General features: G+C 66.7%; 18 protein-coding genes, 1 tRNA gene and 2 pseudogenes. 9 read left to right on the forward strand and 12 right to left on the reverse strand.

Annotated elements, in window-relative coordinates; genetic code table 11:
• The first annotated feature begins 104 nt into the window (after window positions 1-104).
• Entirely contained in the window at window positions 105-971 is an 867-nt protein-coding gene (locus DFLDMN_RS09900) for an NAD(P)-dependent oxidoreductase (protein WP_423194804.1), read from the forward strand.
• A gap of 11 nt (window positions 972-982) precedes the next feature.
• Here DFLDMN_RS09900 and DFLDMN_RS09905 read toward each other — a convergent pair whose 3' ends face one another.
• A complete protein-coding gene (locus DFLDMN_RS09905) occupies window positions 983-1,906 on the reverse strand; it encodes an alpha/beta hydrolase (RefSeq protein WP_423194805.1) in 924 nt (307 codons plus the stop codon).
• Between the two features lie 118 nt (window positions 1,907-2,024).
• On the opposite strand from DFLDMN_RS09905, the gene DFLDMN_RS09910 reads away from it, so the two are divergent.
• The 8 genes and pseudogenes from DFLDMN_RS09910 (at window position 2,025) to DFLDMN_RS09945 (ending at window position 10,736) form a co-directional block, all read left to right on the forward strand.
• Complete coding sequence (locus DFLDMN_RS09910; RefSeq protein ID WP_423194806.1) at window positions 2,025-2,384, forward strand: HNH endonuclease; 360 nt, start codon at window positions 2,025-2,027, stop codon at window positions 2,382-2,384.
• A gap of 75 nt (window positions 2,385-2,459) precedes the next feature.
• Window positions 2,460-2,544: transfer RNA gene (locus DFLDMN_RS09915), tRNA-Leu, on the forward strand.
• A gap of 312 nt (window positions 2,545-2,856) precedes the next feature.
• Window positions 2,857-3,258: pseudogene (locus DFLDMN_RS09920) on the forward strand (M48 family metalloprotease); the annotation flags it as partial.
• A 58-nt stretch (window positions 3,259-3,316) separates the two neighbouring features.
• The gene (locus DFLDMN_RS09925; protein WP_025647994.1) at window positions 3,317-4,585 is read left to right on the forward strand and encodes an IS256 family transposase; all 1,269 of its coding nucleotides are present in this window, start codon (window positions 3,317-3,319) and stop codon (window positions 4,583-4,585) included.
• Between the two features lie 40 nt (window positions 4,586-4,625).
• A pseudogene (locus tag DFLDMN_RS09930) lies at window positions 4,626-4,985 on the forward strand (M48 family metalloprotease); the annotation flags it as partial.
• Window positions 4,986-5,372: 387 nt separating this feature from the next.
• Window positions 5,373-7,208, forward strand: coding sequence for an aspartate-alanine antiporter family protein (locus DFLDMN_RS09935; RefSeq protein WP_423194807.1), 1,836 nt, complete (start codon window positions 5,373-5,375; stop codon window positions 7,206-7,208).
• A gap of 170 nt (window positions 7,209-7,378) precedes the next feature.
• A complete protein-coding gene (gene aspT, locus DFLDMN_RS09940; RefSeq protein WP_423194808.1) occupies window positions 7,379-9,064 on the forward strand; it encodes an aspartate-alanine antiporter in 1,686 nt (561 codons plus the stop codon).
• Window positions 9,065-9,110: 46 nt separating this feature from the next.
• Window positions 9,111-10,736: a bifunctional aspartate transaminase/aspartate 4-decarboxylase gene (locus DFLDMN_RS09945; protein ID WP_423194809.1), complete on the forward strand. Its 1,626-nt coding sequence runs from the start codon at window positions 9,111-9,113 to the stop codon at window positions 10,734-10,736.
• A 49-nt stretch (window positions 10,737-10,785) separates the two neighbouring features.
• Here the strand turns inward: DFLDMN_RS09945 and hutG are convergent, their stop codons facing one another.
• The 11 genes from hutG to DFLDMN_RS10000 form a co-directional block, all read right to left on the reverse strand.
• A complete protein-coding gene (hutG, locus tag DFLDMN_RS09950; RefSeq protein WP_423194810.1) occupies window positions 10,786-11,637 on the reverse strand; it encodes an N-formylglutamate deformylase in 852 nt (283 codons plus the stop codon).
• Between the two features lie 34 nt (window positions 11,638-11,671).
• Window positions 11,672-13,072, reverse strand: coding sequence for a formimidoylglutamate deiminase (locus DFLDMN_RS09955; protein ID WP_423194811.1), 1,401 nt, complete (start codon window positions 13,070-13,072; stop codon window positions 11,672-11,674).
• On the reverse strand, window positions 13,069-14,292 hold the full coding sequence (gene hutI / locus DFLDMN_RS09960) for an imidazolonepropionase (RefSeq protein WP_423194812.1): 1,224 nt from the start codon (window positions 14,290-14,292) through the stop codon (window positions 13,069-13,071). Before hutI ends, DFLDMN_RS09955 begins: the two co-directional genes overlap by 4 nt.
• Window positions 14,289-14,990, reverse strand: coding sequence for a HutD family protein (locus DFLDMN_RS09965; RefSeq protein ID WP_423194813.1), 702 nt, complete (start codon window positions 14,988-14,990; stop codon window positions 14,289-14,291). The genes hutI and DFLDMN_RS09965 overlap by 4 nt, the downstream gene beginning before the upstream one ends.
• The gene (gene hutU / locus DFLDMN_RS09970; RefSeq protein ID WP_423194814.1) at window positions 14,987-16,693 is read right to left on the reverse strand and encodes a urocanate hydratase; all 1,707 of its coding nucleotides are present in this window, start codon (window positions 16,691-16,693) and stop codon (window positions 14,987-14,989) included. The genes DFLDMN_RS09965 and hutU overlap by 4 nt, the downstream gene beginning before the upstream one ends.
• Before the next feature lie 48 nt (window positions 16,694-16,741).
• Window positions 16,742-18,319, reverse strand: coding sequence for a histidine ammonia-lyase (gene hutH, locus DFLDMN_RS09975; protein ID WP_423198370.1), 1,578 nt, complete (start codon window positions 18,317-18,319; stop codon window positions 16,742-16,744).
• Between the two features lie 128 nt (window positions 18,320-18,447).
• Entirely contained in the window at window positions 18,448-19,215 is a 768-nt protein-coding gene (gene hutC, locus DFLDMN_RS09980) for a histidine utilization repressor (RefSeq protein ID WP_423194815.1), read from the reverse strand.
• 5 nt (window positions 19,216-19,220) lie between these two features.
• Complete coding sequence (locus DFLDMN_RS09985) at window positions 19,221-20,000, reverse strand: ABC transporter ATP-binding protein (protein ID WP_423194816.1); 780 nt, start codon at window positions 19,998-20,000, stop codon at window positions 19,221-19,223.
• Window positions 19,997-20,866, reverse strand: coding sequence for an ABC transporter permease (locus DFLDMN_RS09990; RefSeq protein WP_423194817.1), 870 nt, complete (start codon window positions 20,864-20,866; stop codon window positions 19,997-19,999). Before DFLDMN_RS09990 ends, DFLDMN_RS09985 begins: the two co-directional genes overlap by 4 nt.
• Window positions 20,867-20,898: 32 nt before the next feature.
• On the reverse strand, window positions 20,899-21,864 hold the full coding sequence (locus DFLDMN_RS09995; protein WP_423194818.1) for an ABC transporter substrate-binding protein: 966 nt from the start codon (window positions 21,862-21,864) through the stop codon (window positions 20,899-20,901).
• 246 nt (window positions 21,865-22,110) lie between these two features.
• Window positions 22,111-23,214, reverse strand: coding sequence for an NAD-dependent epimerase/dehydratase family protein (locus DFLDMN_RS10000; RefSeq protein WP_423194819.1), 1,104 nt, complete (start codon window positions 23,212-23,214; stop codon window positions 22,111-22,113).
• Window positions 23,215-23,222 lie beyond the last annotated feature (8 nt).

The raw sequence follows: 23,222 nt of genomic DNA on the forward strand, positions 1-23,222 counted from the left end.
GCGGCCGGACAGCAGCCCCGAGAGCAGCCCCGAGAGCAGCACTGAGAGCGGCACTGGCGATTGACCGGTAAACTGCGGACGTTCAACCGCCAAGGAACCGAGTCATGACCACCGTTGCATTTATCGGCCTGGGCGCCATGGGCGCGCCCATGGTCGGCCACCTGCTCGCCGCGGGCCATACCGTACGCGCCTTCGTGCGCCGTCCCGAGGCTGCCGAGGCCGCCCGCGAGCTGGGCGCGGAGCCGTTCTTCACGCCGGCGGAAGCGGCCCGGGGTGCGGAAGTGGTCTTTACCAACGTCACCTCGTCCGAAGACGTGCGTGACGTCCTGCTGGGCAGGAACGGCGTGGTGGAAGGGGCGGCGCCAGGCACCATCTGCATCGACCACAGCACCATCTCGCCCATCGTCACGCGCGAGATTGCCGCCGGCCTGGAAGCGCGCGGCCTGGAGGCGCTGGATTGCCCGGTCTCGGGCGGTGCCGCGGGTGCGCGGGCTGCCACGCTGACCATCATGGTGGGCGGCCGCGAAGACGTACTGGAACGGGTGCGGCCACTGTTGGCGGTGCTGGGCAAGTCCATCACCTATATCGGCGATCATGGCGCCGGCCAGGTGGCCAAGCTGTGCAACCAGATTGCGCAGGTGGTCAATATCCAGGGCATCGCCGAAGCGATGCGCTTTGCCGGCGCGCAGGGGGTCGATACGCAACGCGTCTTCGAAGCCATGGCCAGCGGCTTTGCGGGCAGTCGCATGCTGGACCTGATGGGGCCGCGCATGGTTGCGCACGACTTTGCCGCCGGCATCGAGGCGCGCCTGCACCATAAGGACTTCGGCCTCGCCGACGACATCGCCACGGAGCTCGGCCTGCCGCTGCCGGCGATGCGCGCCACCGCGGCGCAACTGGGCAAGCTCATGGATCACGGCTGGGGCAAGGACGACACCTCGTCCCTGCTCCGCGTGCTGGAAAGCGAGTAATCAGCGCGCCATCAGACTTCGCCGATCATGGCGAGCACGGCGCGCAGCAGCGGCGTGCCGTCGTGCGCGAGATCATCCATCACGTTGAAGTGATGACGTCCGGGCAACGGGATGTCCTCGCGCGCGTTGTCGGGCCATGCGGCGCGGATCAACGCGTTCTGACGGTGATACTCGCTCGACTCCAGCTCACCCACTGCCGTGATCAGCGGCGCATCGGTGGCCGGCCGCAGGAAGGCCGGCGACAGGCGCGCCACGTCGCGTGTGGTCAGCCGCAGGTCGGTTTGCAGGAAGGCGGCACGGCGGAGCGGCTCGAGGTCGTACAGGCCGCTGATCGACAGGCCGCCCTTGACGAGGTCGGCCGGCAGATCGGCACCGAACTGCGGCCACAGGGCCGTCATCAGCATGGCCACCAGATGGCCGCCAACGGAATGACCGGCAAGATAAATACGATTCCGGTCGTGGCCCAGCGCATCGGCCTGACGATAGAGCCACGCCACGCCCTGCAGGACCTCTCGCACGATGACTTCCACCGTGACATCCGGGCATAACGCGTAGTTGACCACCGCCACCGACACGCCCTTGCGCGTCAGGGTGGTGGCGACAAAGCTGTGATCGCTCTTGTCCAGCGCGCGGAAATAGCCGCCATGGATAAAGACCAGCAGCGGCGGCCGCGCGAAATCGACGCTGGTCACCGCGGGAAAATAGTCGAGCGTCTCGGCATCGCGTAACGGCGAGTCGGGATTGCCATACGCCAGCCCTTCGCGGAACGTCACGCGTGCCCGCACCAGTGCCGAATCGGCCGCCCAGCGCGCCAGATGCTCGGGATGATCGGGCACGAGCTCCCGGTTGTTATACGCCTGCGCATAAAAATCAGGGTCCTGCGATGGCAGTTCGGCAAGGGTGGCCAGGGAGGCCAACGTGGGATGGGCAGACATGGCGTTGATCCGTTCGATAGGGCAGGAATAAGGTCCAACAGCGCGCTCATGCTACAACAAGCTGGGGATTCGCCTTCTGAACCACATCTGCTACCGTAGCCAAAACGCCACCGTCCCTATGGTCGTCAAACGCACGCTCCGCGCCAATGCCCGCCAGCAGCTCGGCCCACCGGTCCCGCCGGTGCCGGGCGACACCCGTTGTCCGCTGTGTGGCCGCATCCTGCTGGACGACCCCAGCACCGACCTGCACCACCCGATTCCGCGCAGCGAGGGTGGTCGCGCGGTGGTGCCCATCCATCGCATCTGCCATCAGAAGATCCACTCGGTTTTCACCGAAGCCGAACTCGCCGCCACCTACCACGACTGGCACGCGCTACGCGCCCACCCCGCCATCGCCGCGTTCATCCGCTGGGTCGCCCGCAAGCCGCCGGGCTTCTATGACCGCAGCCGCACCACCAACGCCCGCCGCGGCCGCTGACCCGTTGTCCTGCCCCCCGTTTTGCGGCATAATCCGCCGTTCATCGCAGGCGTTGCATCGGTAGCGCCTCACCCCGCCCGGGTGGTGAAACAGGTAGACGCAGGGGACTCAAAATCCCCCGCCGCAAGGCGTGTCGGTTCGAGTCCGACCCCGGGCACCATCCCCGCAAACATGTCGCGGTGCGAATCCGGGCGTAACGCTGGCGCCACCGACAGCTTCATGCCAACCGCGCGGCGTACGACCGGGCGACCAAGCGACCAAGCGACCAAGTATGTCTTGAACGTTGTGGTTTCCAATGAGACGACGCTGAAAGCGTCATTCGCTTTGTCAGACTCCGCCTACTTTCCTCACCTTTCCTGCCGGCCTATCCTTGGCAATTGCGGTGGCTCGTCTCGCGCATGCGGCGAGACGCGCGCCGCCACGCAATGACACGCGGTAACACGCGTAACACTCAAACCCAGGGAATCGAACCATGCATCGCATCTCCGCGACTGCGGCGGCCGCTGGCTGCGCGCTTTTGATGGCCGGCTGTGCCGGCACCAATTACGAAGGCCTGACGCAGGCGGGCGGCAGTCTGTTCTCTGCGGCATCGCTCTCCGACACCAACGTGAAGCAGCTCTCCGACCAGTCGTGCGCGGAGATGGACAAGAAGAACACCATCGCGCCGGCGGACAGTACGTACGCCAAGCGGCTGACCAACATCATGGCGGGGCTGACCAATACCGGGCTGCCGCTCGACGCCAAGGTCTACATGACCAAGGACGTCAACGCCTGGGCCATGGCGAATGGCTGCGTGCGCGTCTATAGCGGGCTGATGGACATGATGACGGACGACGAAGTACGCGGCGTGCTGGGGCACGAGATCGGGCACGTGGGGCCTGTCAGATTTTTAGTGTGCCGAGGCCATGAGACGATAACGGAAATAACGTCCTATGACCGATGCAACCGTGACCAAGAAGAGCAAGAACCCGAAGGCGCCGAAGCTGTTCCCCGATGAGCTGATCGATCAACTGCTTGCCCAGGTGCAGAGCAAGGATGCCGAGTCGATCCTGGGCGAATCGGGCTTGGCCGGCCAGCTCAAGAAGCAACTGGCCGAGCGCATGCTCGCGGCCGAGTTGAGCCACCATCTGGAAACCGAGGCCGAGCAAGGCAAGGCGGGCAACCACCGCAACGGCACAAGCCGCAAGACGGTCCTCACGCCCAACGGCGAACTGACGCTGGATATTCCACGCGATCGGCAGGCGACGTTCGAGCCGCAGTTGGTCGGCAAGTATCAACGCCGGCTGCCGGGCTTCGACGACCACGTCATCAGCATGTATGCGCGCGGCATGAGCGTGCGCGAGATTCAGGGCCATCTGCTGGAACTGTACGGGCTGCAGGTGTCGCCCGATCTGATTTCCACGGTCACCGACGAGGTGCTGGCCGACGTCGAGCAATGGCAGCAACGCCCGCTCGAGGCCATGTATCCGATCGTGTACTTTGACGCGCTGCGGCTGAAGATCCGCGACGAAGGCACGGTCAAGAACAAGGCGGTCTATCTGGCGTTGGGCATCCGCGCCGACGGCCGCAAGGAAGTGCTGGGTTTGTGGATCGAGCAAACGGAAGGCGCCAAGTTCTGGCTGAAGGTCTTCAACGAGTTGAAGAACCGCGGCTTGCACGACATCCTGATCGCGGTGGTCGATGGTTTGCGCGGCTTCCCCGAAGCGATCGAGGCGGTCTATCCGGCCGCCCAAATCCAGACCTGCATCGTGCATCTGATCCGCAATTCGCTGAATCTGGCGAGCTGGAAGGACCGCAAGTCGCTGGCTGCCGCGATCAAGCCGATCTATCAGGCCGCCACGGCCGAGGCGGCGGCAGCGGCGCTCGACGCCTTTGCGCAGAGCGAGTGGGGGCGCAAATTCCCTACCGTCGCGGCCATGTGGCAGCGCCAATGGGAACAGGTGATCCCCTTCTTCGCCTATCCGCCCGAGGTGCGTCGAATCGTATATACGACGAACGCCATCGAGAGCATGCACATGCAGTTGCGCAAGATCGTCAAGAACCGCGGCCACTTCCCGAGCGACGAAGCCGCCAGCAAACTGCTGTTTCTGGCCTTGCGCAACATCGAAAAGGATTGGAAGATGCCGCCTATCACCTGGCGGCAAGCAGTCAATCAGTTCGCCATTCTGTTCGGCGAGCGATTCACCGCCGCCATCAGCTGAGATCTTTTAACCGACCTCAGCACACGAAATTCCCTGACACGTCCGGCACGTGGCCCTGGGCCATACCAAGGCCGCAATGCAGGTGGCCTACTCCACTGCCGCCGCACGCGGGCTGCTGGGCGCGATCGGTAGTCCGACCCTGACGGCGCTGTCTTCCTCGCAGATCGGTGAGCTCGGGGAAACCTTTATCAACGCGCAGTTTTCGCAACGGCAGGAAAGCGCCGCCGATGACTATTCGTACGACTTGCTGACAAAGAACGGGCAGAACCGGCAGGCGCTGGTCACCGCGTTCCAGAAGCTGGCCAAGCTCGATGGCGGGCAGTCGAGCCTGCTGAGTTCGCACCCGGGCTCGGCGGCGCGGGCGCAGCATATCCAGGACCGGATCGCCAGCGGCAAGTAGCGACGGGGGGGGCGGGCTCCGCCGCGCCTGCCCTTTGTCCGCTGCCTCTGCCCCTCTGCCCCTCTGCCCCTCTGCCCCTCTGCCCCTCTGCCCCTCTGCCCCTCTGCCCCTCTGCCCCTCTGCCCCTCTGCCCCCTCTGCCCCTCTGCTCGTTGCCCGCCTCTGCTTCGCTGCGCTCGCACCCTACCCCCTCATCCGCCCTCGCGCAGGCCAGCCACCGCCCTGGCGCACCGTTTTCGTGGCCGCGGCACGCCCGCCCCGGTTGAAGCCATTTAAATCTCCCTCGAAAGCTTTCAGTACGCGCTTACAACAGCCACGCGGATAATCGCCTCCGTGCAGACGTTGACTTGCCAATTGGCTGCAACGAACCGTGGAGGCTGCCCGCGTCATGAATTCCGCTCTCGCGCTCCTCGCGGCCAGTCCCGAGATCGCCTTGTTTGTCGCGCTCGCCGTGGGGCACGCGATCGGCGCGATCCGGTTCGGTCCGTTCCAGTTGGGCGGTATCTGCGGCACGCTGCTCGCGGCGCTGGCCATCGGCCAGACCGGCGTGCGGCTCGACGCAGACGTACGTAACGTCGCGTTCGCGCTGTTCATCTTTGCACTCGGCTTTACCGGCGGTCCGCAGTTCTTCGCCAACGTCGCCAGGGAATGGCGCATCGGCTTGCTATCGCTGGTCGAAGTCTTCGTGCTGCTGGCGCTGATCGCGCTTGCCGTGCCGCTGCTGCGGCTCGATGCCGGTACCGCGGCAGGCCTGCTGGCGGGCGCCGCCACCGAGTCGGCGGTCATCGGTACGGCATCGGAAGCCATCGCCCATCTCGGCATGAGCGCGGAACAGACGCGCGTGATGCAATCGCACATCGTCACCGCGTACAGCGTGACCTACCTGTTCGGGCTGATCGCGATCGTGCTGTTCACCAGCCAGCTTGCACCCTGGATATTGCGGCAGAACCTGCGTGATGCCGCCACGCAGTTGTGGCACAAGCTCGGCGGACAAGACGATCTGCTCGAAGGCCAGGTCAGCGCATTGCCGGGCATCGTGTCACGCGTGTTGCGCGTGGAAGGCATGGCCGACGATACCTCGGGCAGCAGCACCGCCAGCCCGGTGTTGACCACCAGCGCGGATGGCGCGGCAGCGGGCTCGCCAGCGGGCACATCGGCAGGCACATCGGCGGGCATCTCAGACCACCCGACAGGCCATACGCTGGCGGGCACCAGCGTCATCGAAGCCGAACGCCGTGTCGCGCTTGGCGTCACCATCCGGCGCATCCGTCGCAATGACCGCACCTTCGAGCCCAAGCCCCAAGACATCCTCCGCGCCGGAGACATCCTGCTCGCAGTGGGCCGGCGCGAGGCAATGGTCGCGTTCACCCCACTGGTCGGCCCCGAAGTGACGCCGCCCCCGGGCATGGAAGACGTGGTCCAGTGCGAACAGGAGGTATTGCTCACGCGCCGCGAAATCGTCGGGCTCACGCTGGCACGTCTACGTCAGGTGGCCGATGTGGGCGCCGGCCGCGGCGTCCATCTCGCCGCCATCACACGCATGCAGCATCGCGTGCCCACGCTGCCGCAAACGGTGCTCAAGCGCGCCGATGTGCTCACGCTGTCGGGCCCGCAACAAGCCGTCCAGCGCGTGGTGCCCGAACTCGGCTACCCCGTCACGCCCACCATCCGTACCGATTTTGTCTTTCTCGGCATCGGCATTCTGCTAGGCATGTGGCTCGGCTCGCTCAGCGTCCAGGTGGGCCGCGCGAACCTGACCCTCGGCACCGGTGGCGGCTGCCTTGTGGCCGGATTGCTGTTCGGCTGGCTGCGCGCGCGACTGCCATTGATGGGCTCGCTGCCTGCTCCGGCCGCGGAAATCCTCAAGGACTTCGGCCTCGCCACGTTTATCGCCGCCGTTGGCCTGTCCGCCGGACCGGATGCATTGCGGCTGATCGCGGAGTATGGCCTGGTGCTACCCGTCGCCGGCATCCTGATCTCCATCATTCCCGCCGCCATCTCGCTGTTTATCGGGCACCGCCTGCTACGGCTGGATATGCCGATCCTGCTCGGCGCAGTCGCCGGCCAGCATTGCAGTACGCCCACGATCATGGCGCTGACCAATGCGGCGGGCAACGGCACGCCCGTGATCGGCTACACGATTACCTATGCCATCTCGAACGTCCTGCTGCCATTGCTGGGGCCCATCGCGGTGGTGATGGCAAGCGCAATGGCTGCGCGCTGACCTGGGCGTAGCGAGGATCCGGCTCGACCCGAGCAGGGCGCCCATGTCAGGCCATCCATGTCGGACCCCGCGCATGTCGGACTCCGCGCCTGCGCTTCGCCCCCTGGTTGCCCCCGTCACGCATTGGCCGGGCCCACCTGTTTCCGCATCCTTGTCACGAGGAGATATTCATGGAATGGCTACACAACATCTTCCAGAAATCGCCCGAGTCCGCGCTGTTCCTGTCGCTCGCGGTCGGCTATGCCATCGGCAAGATCACGTTCGGACGTTTCCAGCTCGGCGGCGTGGCCGGCTCGCTGCTCGCGGCCGTGGTCATCAGCCAGGTCGGCGTGGAAATCGACAACGGGGTCAAGGCCGTCATGTTCGCGGTATTCATCTATGCCGTGGGCTATGAAAGCGGACCGCAGTTCTTCAATTCGCTGAATCGCAGCTCGCTGCGCGAAATCGCCATGGCCGTGTTCATGGCGGTGGCCGGGCTGGTAACGGTCGTCGTGCTCGCCAAACTGTTCCACCTCGACAAGGGACTCGCCGCCGGTCTCGCCGCGGGCGGCATGACGCAGTCCGCCATCATCGGCACCGCCGGCGATGCCATCACCAAGCTGGGCCTGCCGCCCGAACAGGTCAAGACCCTGCAGGCCAACGTCGCCATCGGCTATGCGGTGACCTACGTGTTCGGCTCGCTCGGCGCCATCATCGTCTGCGTCAATATCCTGCCGCGCTTCATGAAGTCCGATCTCAAGACCGATTCGAAAAAGGTCGAGGCCGCGCTGCACGGCGGTCTGCCTCAATTCGGGCCCGGGCAGGCGGGCGCCCTGCCGCGCCTGGTGGGTCGCCTGTTCCGCGTCAGCGGCGCGGCGGGCAAGACTGTCGCGCAGATCGAGATCGGCGGAGACGACCTCGTGACGGTGGAGAAGATCCAGCGCGGCGGCAAGCCGGTGGAAGTGGCGCAGGACGCGGTACTGCGCGAGGGCGACCTCGTGCTGATGGTGGGCCGGCGCGATGCCATGGTGCCCACCGCCATGGCCATCGGCGACGAAGTCGCCGATGCGGAAGGCATGGGCATGGTCATGCAGACGCGCCGTGCGGTCTTCACGCTCAAGGGCATGAACGACAAGACGCTCGGCGAGATCGTTGCCAACATCAGTCGCGAGATGCGCCATGGCGTCTACCTGGAACGCATCGAACGCAACGACCATCCGCTGCCGCTGCTGCCCGATCTCCACCTGCAACACGGCGACATCATCACCTTCTACGGCACCCCGGCGGATACCAGGCGCGCCGCGCAGCGCGCCGGTTATGAACTGGTGCCGAGCGAGAAGACCGACTTCGTCTACTTTGGCGCCGGCGTACTGGTCGGGCTGCTGATCGGCCTGATCGTGGTACGCGTCGGCGCCATCCCGCTCACGCTCGGCGCGGGCGGCGGTGCGCTGCTGTCAGGGCTGGTCTTCGGCTGGGCACGCTCCAAGCATCCGATGTATGGCGCGATGCCTGCCGCGGCCTGCCAGTTGCTGAAGGACTTCGGTCTCGCGGCGTTCGTCGCCATCGTCGGCATCAATTCAGGATTGCAGGCGGTTTCCACCCTGCGCGAGAGCGGGCTCACGCTGTTCCTGCTGGGCGCGGTGGTCACGCTGCTGCCGCTGTTCCTGACCATGCTGTTCGGCCGCTACGTGCTGCGGTACGACAACGCGGCGCTGCTGGCCGGCGCGCTATCGGGCTCGCGCAGCGCCAATCCCGCCTTCGGCGGCATCCTCGACAAGGCCGAGAGCCCCGTGCCCACCGTCCCGTTCGCCATCACCTACGCCATTGCCAACGTGTTGCTGACGCTGCTCGGCCCGCTGGTCGTGGGTCTCGTCTAGCGGCACCCCATTCACACGATCGAGCAGGATCCAACAGGAGCAAAGCATGAACCAACCGGACCTGGCCAGGCTCTCCAGCCTGTCACCGTTCGAACTCAAGGATGAGCTGATCAAGCTCGCCAGCAGCCGCAGCGACTGCCTGATGCTGAATGCGGGCCGCGGCAACCCCAACTTTCTCGCCACCGTGCCACGGCACGCCTTCTGGCAACTCGGCCTGTTTGCCATGCGCGAGTCGGAGCGCTCGTTCTCGTATATGCCGGAAGGCGTGGGCGGCTTTCCGCGGCGCGATGGTATCGAGGAACGCTTCGATCTGTTCGCGCGCGAATGCACCCATACGCCCGGCGTGAAGTTCCTGGCGGGCGCCGTGTCGTATGTGCGGGACCAGCTTGGCCTCGATGCCGGCGACTTTCTCTACGAGATGTGCGAGGGCATCCTTGCCTGCAACTACCCGGTGCCGGACCGCATGCTCAGGCTGTCCGAGCGCATCGTCGGCCAGTACCTCCGCAAGGAGATGATCGGCAAGCATCCGCTTATCGGCGAGTTCGACCTGTTTGCCGTGGAAGGCGGCACCGCGGCCATGACGTACCTGTTCAACTCGATGCGCGAGAACCACCTGCTGGCGCCCGGCGATACCATCGCGCTGGGCATGCCGATCTTCACGCCGTATATCGAGATTCCGGAACTCAACGACTACCGGCTGGTGGAACTGAACATCGATGCCGATCCGCAGGCGCGCTGGCAATACTCGCACCAGGAACTCGACAAGCTGCGCGATCCCGAGGTCAAGGCGTTCTTCCTGGTCAATCCCAGCAATCCACCGTCGGTACGGATGAGCGACGAGAGCCTGGAGTACCTCGCCGCCATCGTCGCCGCGCGGCCCGACCTGATCATCCTGACCGACGATGTCTATGGCACCTTTGCCGACAACTTCGTCTCGCTGTTCGCGCTCTGCCCACGCAATACCATCCTGGTCTATTCGTTCTCGAAGTATTTCGGTGCCACGGGCTGGCGGCTCGGCGTGATCGCCACGCATCGCGACAATATCTTCGACGCGCGCCTGCGCGCCCTGCCCGCCGCGCAACGGCAGGCACTGCATCGCCGCTACCACTCGATCACGACGACGCCGGATACGCTCAAGTTCATCGACCGCATCGTCGCGGACAGCCGCACCGTCGCGCTCAATCACACCGCCGGCCTGTCGACGCCGCAGCAAGTGCAGATGGTGCTGTTCTCGCTGTTCTCGCTGATGGATACGCCCGATGCCTACAAGCAGGCGATGAAGCGCCTGATCCGCAGCCGCAAGGCGGCGCTGTTCCGCGAAGTCGGCATTGCGCCGGACGACGACGATCCCAACGCGGTGGACTACTACACGCTGCTCGATATCGAGCAGCTCGGCGGCAAGGCGCTGGGGCCGGACTTCGTCAAATGGGTGCTGAGTTCGCAGGAGCCGGTGGAACTGCTGTTCCGGCTGGCGGAGGAAGCCGGCGTGGTGCTGCTGCCGGGGCGCGGCTTTGGCACACGCCACCCGTCAGGGCGCGTGTCGCTGGCAAACCTCAACGAATCCGACTACGTGAAGATCGGCCGCTCGATCCGCAAGCTGTTCGAGGAGTATGTGGAGAAGTACAACCAGGCGACCGGCAGCCAGGCCGACAAGAACGTCGTGAAGAAATAGCCAGGTGGTCGAGAATGGCCGCGGCCGGACCGGTCCGGCCGCGCCGGCGTTACACCTTGGATTCCACGAACTGGAGCATCGTCTCCAGCATCTTGCGGATGGCCGGCTGCACGCGCGCGGCCTTCGCGTCGTCGTACGCGAACGGATAGGTCTCACTCATATACGACGACTGCGTCAGCTCCAGCTGGATCGCATGGATGCCGTCGGCCGGCTTGCCGTACTGGCGCGTGATATAGCCGCCCTTGAAGCGGCCATTGAGCACCGCGGTATGGCCTGGCACCACGTTGGCAATCTCCAGCATGCGCGCGGCCAGACCGGCATCGCTGCTGGCGCCGCCACCCGAGCCGAGATTGAAATCGGTCAGCTTGCCTTCGAAGAAGCGCGGCAGCACCGAGCGGATCGAGTGCGCATCCCACAGCCCGATGGTGCCGTGCTCGGCCTTCAGTCGTGCCAGTTCCTGCTGCAGCGCGGTGTGGTACGGATGCCAGATGCGGTCGCGCCGCACGGCGATTTCCGCGTCGTCGGGACCGTTGGTGCCGTCCGCGTAGATGGGCGTCTTGTCGAAGGTGTCGACCGGGCACAGGCCCGTGGTGTCCTGCCCCGGATACAGATTGGCGTTATCGGGCGGGCGGTTCAGGTCGATCACGTAGCGCGAGTGCGTGGCCATCAGGATCGATGCGCCGAGCTCGCGCGCAAAGTCGTACAGGCGATCCATGTGCCAGTCGGTATCGGGCACGGTGCGCGCTTCGTCGGTCAGGCGCGAGGCCACGGACTGCGGCAGATACGTGCCGACATGCGGCATCGATACCAGCAGAGGGCGCGTGCCCCGATGCAGGACAAAGGCCGGGGTGTCGGTAGCAAACCCGGCGGGAGAAACAGGAGTAGAGATCGTGGAGGACATCTTCGTCTGGTCTGGACGGCTGGGCCGTTGGGAATCAGTCTGTCAGCAAACTCGCGCGCGCGGCCGCGAACAGCCGGCCGCTTTCCGCCTGAAGCGGGTGCTGGCCATGCTGCACGCGCCTGACGCCGGCGGTGCGGACTTCCGCTAGTGTCTCATGACCGTGGCTGGCAAACACGTGCACGGCCAGGGACTGCGGGCCATCGAGCCCGGCCAGCGCGGGGCTGGCGCCGTCGAGCACAAGGAAATCGGCCTGCTGGCCCACGGTCAGGCCCGCCACCGCGCGGCCCGTGGCGCGCGCGCCGCCAGCCACCGCATCGAGCCAGAGCCGGTCCGCGACTTGCGGATGTGCCTCGGAGGCCAGCACATTGCGGCGCTGCAAGCCAAGCCGCTGGCCATATTCGAACGTGCGCAGCTCCTCGGCCACGCTGACGCTGGCATGACTGTCGGAGCCGATGCCCCACGCGCCATGCTGCGCGAGATACGGCGCGGCCTCGAACACGCCATCGCCGAGGTTCGCTTCGGTGGTCGGGCAGATCCCGGCCACGGCACCGCTATGCGCCAGCCGGCGGCGTTCGTCCCAGTCCATATGGGTGGCATGAACCAGGCACCAGCGATGGTCGACCGGCGCGTGGTCGAGCAGCCATGCCACCGGCCGCGTGCCGCTCCACGCCAGGCAATCGTCGACCTCGCGCTGCTGCTCGGCGATATGGATATGGACCGGCGCGCCCGGGTCCATGGCGTGGAGCCCGCTCACGGCATGGCGCAGGCTGTCCGGCGGCACCGCGCGCAGGGAGTGCGGCGCGAGGCCAAGGCGGGCACCGTGGTGCGCGCACTCCGGCGCCAGGCGCTGCAGCAGTGCCAGCATGGCATCGGTCTCGTGGAGGAAGCGCCGCTGGTCCGCCTGTGCCGGCTGCGCGCCAAAGCCGGCCGTCTGGTACAGCACGGGCAGCAGCGTCATGCCGATGCCGACCTTGCGCGCGGCACGCAGCAGGCGCAGCGACATCTCCGCACGGTCGGCATACGGCCTGCCGTCCGGATCGTGATGCACGTAATGGAACTCGCACACGCTGGTATAGCCCGCGCGCAGCATCTCCACATAGAGCTGCGTCGCGATCGCTTCGAGCGTGTCGGGCGACAGCCGCAATGCAAAGCGATACATCAGCGTGCGCCAGCTCCAGAACGAATCGCCGCCGGCGGGATCGTCATCGCTGGCAACGCCGCGTACCTCGGTCAATCCCGCAAAGCCACGCTGGAACGCATGCGAATGCAGGTTCGGCATACCCGGCACCACGGCGCCCGCGGCACGCTCGACATGCGCGTCCGGGGTAACGCCGGTGGCGACTTCCACCAGGCGGCCCTGCGCGTCCCACGCCAGCAGCACATTGTCGGCCCAGCCGGCGGGCAGCAGCGCCTGGGGTGCAAAGAGGCGGTTCATGCCTGGCCTCCTTCATGGATCATGCCCTGCCGCACCACTGTGGCGGCGGGGTTGCGGCCGAACCAGTAAGCCAGCTCGGCCGGCGACGACACGTCCCACAGCACGAAGTCGGCGCTACGCCCGACCGCAAGGCGGCCGTGCCGCTCGCTCGCGCCGAGCGCCCGCGCGCCGTGCACGGTGACGCCGGCCAGCACTTCCGGCACCGTCAGGCGGAACAGCGTGGCCGCCATATTGAGCATCAGCAGCAGCGAGGTGGTCGGCGAAGTGCCGGGATTGTGATCGGTGGCGATGGCCATCGGCACGCCGTACTGACGCAGCAACGCGATCGGCGGCAGATGGGTATCGCGCAGGAAGTAGTACGCGCCGGGCAGCAACACGGCCACGGTGCCGGCCTCCGCCATGGCGGCAACACCGGCTTCGTCGAGGTGTTCGAGATGATCGGCGGACAACGCGCGATGACGCGCCGCCAGCGCGGCCCCGCCCAGATTGCTCAACTGCTCCGCATGCAGCTTGACCGGCAGACCATGCCGCGCGGCGGCTTCGAACACCCGTGCGGTCTGCGCCGGCGAAAAGCCGATCGATTCGCAGAACGCGTCGACCGCGTCGACCAGACCCTCTTCGGCAAGCGTGGGCAGCATGGTGTCGCAGACCAGATCGATATAGTCGTCGGCCCGGCCCGCATATTCCGCGGGCAAGGCGTGCGCACCGAGGAATGTAGTGTGCACCGACACCCCGTGGGCTTCGCCGAGCTGGCGCGCCACCCGCAACTGCTTGCGCTCGGCCTCGAGCGACAGGCCATAGCCGGACTTGATCTCGAGCGCGGTCACGCCTTCGGCAAGCAAGGGGCACAGCCTCGCGGACGCCTGCGCGAACAGCGTGGCCTCGCTGGCCTCGCGCGTGGCGCGCACGGTAGAGACGATGCCGCCGCCCGCGCGCGCAATCTCTTCGTAGCTGGCGCCGGCCAGCCGCATGGCAAATTCGTCGGCACGCTGGCCACCATAGACCAGATGGGTATGGCAGTCGACCAGGCCGGGCGTGATCCAGGTCTCGCCGGCATCGTGCCGCGGCAGCGCGTGATACTCGGCCGGCACCGCCGCACGCTGGCCCAGCCAGGCGATGCGGCCATCGACCACGGCCAGCGCGCCGTCGCGCAGCGCGCGCGCGGGATCGCCATCGGGAAGCAGGTGGCAGTGCTGCCAGACACCGTCTGCGGAAGTCATCGCACAGGCTCCATATGCAGTTCCACCCGCAGGCAAAGTGCAGCCGGCTCGGCGGGTGTAAAGATCGGTACGGCAACGGCGGCGCCGGCGGGAAACAGGATACCGTCGCCCGCGCCAAAGGTCTGCCCGCTATGGGTTTGACCGCTATGGGTCTGCCCGCCGTCGCTCTGCCCGCTGTCGGCCCGGCTGCCATCGTCGCGCCAACTGCCGCGGACGACCAGCAGCAGCGTGGCGTGTTCGCCGGTGGACAGGCTGAAGCGCGCGTGCAGGCCTTCGATCTTCGCATGGCAGCGGTCGCGTCGCGTCATCACGTTGAAGTCGCGCGTCGGCCCGGCAATCAACGCGCCGTGCACGGCGGTCTCGCCCGCAAAGGCGTACGGCACGCCGATACGATCGAGCCGGTGCCCGAAGCTGCCGTCGAGCGCCTCCAGCCGGACGCCGGCGCCCTCGATCAACGCAATCTGCCGGTCGATGCCCGGAAACGCCGAGAACGGACCATCGGCCGTGATATCGGCCACGCTGATGCGCCATGCAAAGTCGTCCATCGCGGCGCCCGGCGGCCACACGGCGAGCTCGCGCGTGGTGCCGCCACCGTTCTTCCATGGCATGGGCGCAATGGCATCGAGCCTGAATTGCGTCGCCTGGCGCGCGGCCGGGTGCGACACCTCCCCCGACACCACGGGTACCGCCTCGCTCATGCGCGCGTCACCATCGGCAGGTCGAGCCCCTTCTCCTGCGCGCAGGCCACGGCGATATCGTAGCCAGCGTCGGCATGACGCATCACGCCGGTGGCCGGATCGTTCCACAGCACGCGCTCGATGCGCCGGGCCGCGGCATCCGTGCCGTCGCACACGATCACCACGCCGGCATGCTGCGAGAAGCCCATGCCGACCCCACCGCCATGGTGCAGGCTCACCCACGTGGCGCCGCCCGCGGTATTGAGCAGCGCATTGAGCAGCGGCCAGTCGGATACCGCATCGGAGCCATCGCGCATGGCTTCGGTCTCGCGGTTGGGCGACGCCACCGAGCCGCAGTCGAGATGATCGCGACCGATCACGATCGGTGCCTTGAGTTCCCCGGACTTCACCATCTCGTTGAAGGCCAGGCCGGCACGATGCCGCTCGTCGAGGCCGACCCAGCAGATCCGCGCGGGCAGGCCCTGGAACGCAATGCGGTCGCGCGCCATATCGAGCCAGCGATGCAGCGCCTTGTCCTCGGGGAACAGCTCCTTCATCTTGGCGTCGGTCTTGTAGATATCCTCGGGATCGCCGGACAGCGCCACCCAGCGGAACGGGCCCTTGCCGCGGCAGAACAACGGACGGATGTAGGCCGGCACGAAGCCCGGGAAGTCGAACGCATTGCGCACGCCTTCGTCGAAGGCGACCTGGCGGATGTTGTTGCCGTAGTCGAGCGTCGGCACGCCCATCTGCTGGAACGCCAGCATCGCGTTCACATGCTTGACGATGGAGGCGCGCGCGGCGGCCTCCACCGCCTTCGGGTCGCGCTGGCGTGCATCTTCCCATTGCGCCACCGTCCAGCCCTCGGGCAGGTAGCCATTGACCAGGTCGTGCGCGGAGGTCTGGTCCGTGACGATATCCGGGCGCATGCCACCGGCCTGTGCCCGACGCACCAGTTCCGGCACGATCTCGGCCGCATTGCCGAGCAGGCCGACCGAGATCGCCTGCTTTTTCTGCGTGGCATCGGCGATCATCGCCAGTGCCTCGTCAATGGTGGCGGCCTTCTTGTCGAGATAGCGGGTGCGCAGGCGGAAGTCGATGCGCGACTCCTGGCATTCGATCGCCAGCACGCAGGCGCCCGCCAGCACGCCGGCCAGCGGCTGCGCGCCCCCCATGCCGCCGAGGCCCGCGGTCAGGATCCACCTGCCCGCGAGATCGCCGCCATAGTGCTGGTTGCCAGCCTCGACAAACGTCTCGAAGGTGCCCTGCACGATGCCCTGCGTGCCGATATAGATCCACGAGCCCGCCGTCATCTGGCCGTACATCATCAGCCCCGCGCGATCGAGTTCGTTGAACTTGTCCCAGGTGGCCCAGTGCGGCACGAGGTTCGAATTGGCGATCAGCACGCGCGGTGCATCGGCATGCGTACGGAAAATGCCCACCGGTTTGCCGGACTGCACCAGCAGCGACTCGTCTTCCCCCAGGCGGCGCAGGCTGTCCAGAATCGCATCGAAGCACTCCCAGTTGCGCGCGGCCTTGCCGATGCCGCCATAGACCACGAGGTCCTGCGGGCGCTCGGCCACGTCGGGATCGAGATTGTTCTGGATCATGCGGTAGGCGGCTTCGATCAGCCAGTTTTTGCAATGGAGCGTGCTGCCGCGCGGCGCGCGTACTTCGCGGGGGCCCCGCAGCGTCTGGTTGAATTGGTGTTCGTTGGCGTTCATCTTGGTTGTCCCCTTGTGGGCTCGGTAGGCTCGATGGGCTCGGCCGCTTCAGGCGGTAGCCACCAGGTTGGTCGGGAGAATGTCGCGAATGGCAGCGGGCCAGCCGGCGCCGGCATCGCCCTGCTGCACCCATTGCTTCATGGCTTCGATATCGGGTGCGAGATAACGATCGGATTCGACGAAGGACACACGTTGGCGAATACGCGCCAGTTCGGTTTCAATCAGCGGCGACGAGCGCAGCGGCCGGTGGAACTCGATACCTTGCGCGGCGGCCATCGCTTCGATGCCGACGATGACGGCAGTGTTGGCGGCCATCTCGCCGAGGCGGCGCGCGCCGTAGGTGGCCATCGATACGTGGTCTTCCTGGTTGGCGGAGGTCGGCAGGCTGTCCACGCTGGACGGATGCGCCAGCGCCTTGTTCTCCGAGGCCAGCGCCGCGGCGGTGACCTGCGCGATCATGAAACCGGAATTGAGGCCGCCGTCACGCACCAGGAACGGCGGCAGGCCGGACAGGCCGGTATCGAGCAGCAGCGCCAGGCGACGTTCGGAAATCGCGCCGATCTCGGCGACCGCCAGCGCGATGATGTCGGCGGCAAAGGCCACCGGCTCCGCATGGAAGTTGCCGCCCGAGACCACATCGCCCTGCGCGGAGAACACCAGCGGGTTGTCCGAGGCCGCGTTGGCTTCGATGCGCAGGATGCGCGCGGCATGCTGGAGATTGTCGAGGCACGCGCCCATGACCTGCGGCTGGCAGCGGATCGAGTACGGGTCCTGCACGCGCCCGCATGTCTTGTGCGAATCGACGATTTCGCTGCCATCGAGCATCGCGCGCACGGCGGCAGCCACCGCGATCTGCCCGGCCTGTCCACGCGCGTCGTGAATGCGTGCATCGAACGGTTTGACCGAACCCTTGATCGCCTCGAGGGACAGCGCGCCCGCCACCAGGCCGGCGGCAAAGGCGTCTTCGGCGGCAAACAGGCCGGCCAGCGCGAGCGCGGTGGAAACCTGCGTGCCGTTGAGCAGGGCCAGGCCCTCTTTCGGTCCCAGCGTGAAGGCGGCGAGCCCGGCGTATTCGAGGCCCTGCGCGGCCGGCATGCGCTGGCCGCCGATCATGACCTCGCCCACGCCGATCAACGTGCACGACATATGCGCCAGCGGCGCGAGGTCGCCCGATGCGCCCACCGAGCCCTTGGCCGGGATGCAGGGCGTGACGCCGTGATTGGCCAGCGTCAGCAACGCCTCGATAAGCTCGGGCCGCACGCCGGAATGGCCTCGCGCCAGGCTGACAGCCTTGATCGCGAGGATCAGCCGCACGGTATCGGCCGCGAGGTCCGGGCCGGTGCCGACGCTATGCGACAGCACGAGGTTGCGTTGCAGTTCGGCCAGCTTGTCGTGCGCGATGCGCGACTGCGCCAGCTTGCCGAAGCCGGTGTTGATGCCGTACACCACCGCGTCGGCGTCGATGATGTCCTGCACGGTCTCCTGGGCGGCCCGCACGCCGGCCCAGGCCGTCGCGTCCATGGCCAGCCGGACCTCGCCGCGGTAAATGCGGCGCAGGTCATCCAGCGAGACAGCGCCCGGGTGCAGGGTAAGCAGCGGGCGGGAATCGGATGGTTGGGTGCGCATCGTCATGTCTCTTCGTGATCTCTTTCAGTGTCTTGTCGTCATATTGGGCTCGCTTGTATGAGCCTGTCTATACAGCTTAGACGAAAATGGCTCGCTGCGGCAGAAAAATTACGGGTCAGACCGGACGGTCAGCCGAAGGCGGGGTTGCCGTCGGCACGGAAGCGGCTGCCCAGGCGGTAGCGGTTGCCAGGATGCAGGCAGCGTACGAACGTGACCGGCACGCCACGGGTCCACGTACGGCGGGTCAGCAGCAGGCACGGCTGGGTCACCGGCATCTCCAGATAGGCAGCCTGCTCGGGCGTCGCGGCGATGGCGTCGACCACGTGTTCGACCTGGTCGTACGGCACATTGCGCAACAGGTACTCGCCGGGCTGGGTATCGCGGAAATCCTGGTGGATAAAGTCCGGCGCCACGCGCGGGTTGACGTAGCGGTCCTCGAGCTGGATCGGCACGCCATCCTCGCGATGCACGCAGACCGAGTGGAACACCGATTCGCCGGTACGCAGGTCGAGCGCGGCCGCGACCTCGATGGACGCCGCCACGCGCTCGACGAGAATGACGTCGCACGCGTAGTTGTGCCCGCGCATGCGGATCTCGTCCTGCAGGTTCACCACCGAGAGCAGCGTCGACTGCGGCTTGTGCTCGGCCACGAAGGTGCCGACACCGGCCACGCGCACCACCCGGCCCTGCTCCGCCAGTTCGCGCAGCGCGCGATTGACGGTCATGCGCGAGACGGAAAAGCGCGTCACCAGTTCCTGTTCGGACGGCACCCGGTCGCCCGGTCGCCAGGCGCCACTCTGGATCTCGCGGGCGATATAGTCCTTGACCTGCTGGTAGAGCGCCGCGGGCGCGGTGGGCGTGCCGGACGTGGGCGTCGGGCTGGCTGCTTGATTCATGGGGCTCAATGCTCGGCCGCGGCCATCGCCTCGGCACGAATCTCCTCCGTCAGACGCGCCTTCAACGCCGAAAACTCCGGCGACGTCTTGATCGTGTAATGGCGCGGATGGGGAAAATCCACCGCGATCTCGCACTTGATGCGACCCGGCCGGGCGGAAAACACCGCCACGCGGTTGGCCATGAAGATGGCCTCGTCGATATCGTGCGTGACGAATAATACCGTCTTGCGCGCGGACTCCCAGATCCCGAGCAACAGTTCCTGCATCAGCACGCGCGTCTGGTTGTCGAGCGCGCCGAACGGTTCGTCGAGCAGGAGGATCTTCGGATCGTTGGCGAGCGCCCGCGCAATTGCCGTGCGCTGCTGCATGCCACCCGACAACTGCTTCGGATAATGATGCTCGAAGCCGCGCAGCCCCACGCGCGCGATAAAGAAGTCGCTGCGCTCTTTCTGCTCGGCCACGCGCATGCCACGCTCGCGCAGGCCAAAACGCACGTTCTGCTCGATGGTGAGCCACGGGAACAGCGTGTACGACTGGAACACCATGCCGCGATCGGCGCCCGGGCCGGTCACGGGCTGGCCGTCGAGCAGCACGCGCCCGCCAGTCGGCGTATCCAGGCCGGCCACGATGCGCAGCAGCGTGGATTTGCCGCAGCCGGAGGGGCCGAGGATCGTCACGAAGTCGTTGTCGCGCACGTCGAAGTCGACGGGCAGCAGCGCCTGCGTGGCGCCTCCGCGCGGATTGGCAAACGTGCGGGAAACCTGCTGGATCGATAACGCGCTCATCGGATCGCACTCCACGGAAACAGGCGCTGGTTGGCCAGCTTGAAGACGAGGTCCGACACCAGCCCGATACAGCCGATCACGATGATGCCGAAAATGATCTGCCCGGTATTGAGCAGTGCCTGGCTGTCCGTGATCATGTGGCCGATGCCCGAGGACGAACCGATCAGCTCGGCCACGATCACATAGGTCCAGGCCCAGCCGAGCACCAGCCGCAGGATCTCGGCGATCTCCGGCGCGGCGCCGGGAATCAGCACGCGGCGCACGATGCCGCGCGGCGTGGCCCCGAGCGTATAGGCGGCCTCGACCAGATCGCGCCGGGCGCCGCCTACGGTCACCGCCACCATCAGCACGATCTGGAAGAACGAGCCGATAAAGATCACCAGCAGCTTCTGCGTTTCGCCGATGCCGGCCCACAGGATCAGCAGCGGAATGAATGCCGACGCGGGCAGGTAGCGGCAGAACGAGATAAAGGGTTCGAAGAACGCCTCGGCGGCCTTGTACGCGCCCATGGCAATACCGAGCGGCACCGCCAGCACCGCGGCCAGCACAAAGCCACCGAGCACCCGCCACACGGTCATGCCGATATCGCCCAGAAAGCCGTACTCCGTGAACAGCAGCACGCCTTCGCGCGCCATCGTGAGCGGATCGGCCAGGAACGTGCGCGGCACCAGGCCGCCGAACGTCACGCCGGCCCACAGCGCAAAGAACAGCACGAAGAAACCGAGCCCGAGCCACCAGCGCGCCTGCGGCGACACGGGTGCGAGCGGCGACAGCCACGGATGCCGCGCGCGCGGTGGCGCGGCGGTCGAGACGGTAGTCGGCGCAGGGGCGAGCGTGGCGGACACGGGAGTCGAGGACGAGGCCATGGCGGCCTCCTTGCGGGCGGAGGACATCGCGCTTACTTCAGGAACCGCGCGTCATAGAGCGTGGTGACATCCGGCACCTGCCTGATCACGCCGATCTCCAGCAGCACGGCCGCGGCCTCCTTGCTGAAGGCGGCCAGCTCGCCGGCAAAGAACCGGCGATTCGCTTCCTTGTCCTGCCAGCGCAGATAGGCCGAGGATTTGGCGAACTGCTCGCCGGTCTGCTTGACCGCCGCGCCCATGATCTCGTTCGACCTGGCCGGGTCCTTGCGAATCATCTCCAGCGCGGCGAAATAGCTGTCGACCAGCGCCTGCGCCGCCTTGGGATTCTCCTTGAGCCATTTGGGCGAGCAGCCGAGCGTATCGGTCACCATCGGATAGTCGAGCGTGGTGGCCAGGATGTGCCCCTTGTCGGGATTGGCCCGCACCGTGGACAGGTACGGTTCGTAGGTCATGGCCGCGTCGTTCTGACCGGCGACGAAGGCCTGCGCCGCCGCCTGCGGCGAGAGCGTGGTGGTCTTGACGTCCTTGAGCGTCATGCCGTTTTTCTTGAGCATCCATGCCAGCCCGAAATACGGCGCGGTGCCCGGCGCGTCGACGCCGACCGTCTTGCCCTTGAGTCCGGCAAACGACTTGATGTCGGGACGCACCGCCAGGCCGTCGGCCCCGTAGGATTTGTCGAGCTGCACGATCTGCGTGATGGGCACACCGTTGGCGTTCCAGGCCACGTGCGTTTCCACCGTGGTGGCCGCGCACTGGATGGCGCCGGATGCGAGGGCCAGATGGCGGTCCTTCTGCGGAATCATCTTGATGTCGACATCCACGCCGTGCTGCTTGAAGATGCCGGCCTTGTCCGCGAGCGTTAGCGGCGCAAAGCCGGTCCAGCCGCTCATGCCCAGTGTCACGGGGACGTTCTGCGCGTGTACGGCGCCGGCGGCGAGGGTCGCGCCGGCCATCGCGACGGACAAGAGGGAATGCATTGCTCGGCGAGGCAGGGTCATGCTGCGGCTCCTTGGTGTCGATCTGGACAGGCTGCGATGGCAGAGATGGCCGACGCGAATGTCGGCACATATTCCTATCCCTGTCTATACAAGTCAACGAAGGGTTTGCACCAACCTCGGCGCGCACGCACCCGACGTCGGGCAACCATGCACAGAGAAGAGGCAACCCATCGTCAATGCTGTATAGACAGGGAATCCAGGCGACACGCCATGCAAGCGACGTGCCACGCACCTCGCCAGACGCGCTCAGGCGTCGAAGAACGAACGGACGGTAGGAAAGCGCAGCTTCATGCGGAGTTCGCGCTTGAGCCGGCGATTGTCGAGCCGGCGCGATTCGCTCATGAAGCTCATGAGGTTGGCGTCGATCACGTCGCGCGCCTCCGCGCGCGTGATGCGCGGCGGACGTGGCAACCCGCGACGGTCGGCCACGAGGTCGAAGTAGTCGGCCATGCGCAGTTCGGTATCGTCGCTCGCATGCACCACGCGCTGGGCCCGGCCCCGCCACAGCGCCGCGATCATGGTGCGGGCGAGGTCGTCGGCATGAATATGGCTTGTGTAGACATCGTCCTGCGGCGCCAGCGCCGGTGTGCGCTTGTGCAGGCGCGCCACGGGCAGGCGATCGTCGGCGTAGATGCCGGGAATGCGCACGATGCTGGCGCGCCAGCCAGCCGCGCGCCCGAACTGGCGCACCTCGGCCTCGGCCGCCACACGGCGTCGCGCCCGTGCAGTCTGCGGACGCACGGCATGAAATTCCTGCACGCGCGCGCCGCCACGGTCGCCATAGACGCCGGTGGTGCTGGCGTAGACGAATGCCCCCGCTGCCGCGTAGGGCACGGCCGGCGCATACGCGCGGTGCCATCCCCGCTCGGGTAGAATGGCGGCCTCGTGGACGCCTCCCGCGCCTGCTGCGCGCCCGCGTGGCGCAGGCCAGCCGGCCCGCGCACGGCGCCAGGCTGCGCGACGCAATGCGACCAGCAGCGCACGCGTACGGGGATCGCCATCGCCTTGCGCGGGCGGCGGCGCAAGGTCGATGACACGATTGGCCAGGCCCCGCAGCCGCGCCAGCGTGGCGGGCCGGTCGAGGTCCGCGACCAGCGGCACCGCGCCGGCGGCCCGCAGTTCGTCGCGGCGCGCCGGTTGCGACGTCACCGCGAACACGCGCAGGCGTGCAGCAAGCAGGCGCAGACAGCGTGTGCCGACATCCCCGCACCCGACGATCAGCAGGCGCGGACGACCCAGGCGCCGCGACTGCCGCGCTGTCTGCGACTGGCCCGGTTGCCCCGGCGTCGGCTGTGACACGCTGGGCGTGGAAGATGAATTTGCCGGAAGCGGCGACAGAATTTGGCTCATAGACCTGA

This window comes from Cupriavidus sp. H19C3 (assembly GCF_049393815.1).
GTDB lineage: Bacteria > Pseudomonadota > Gammaproteobacteria > Burkholderiales > Burkholderiaceae > Cupriavidus.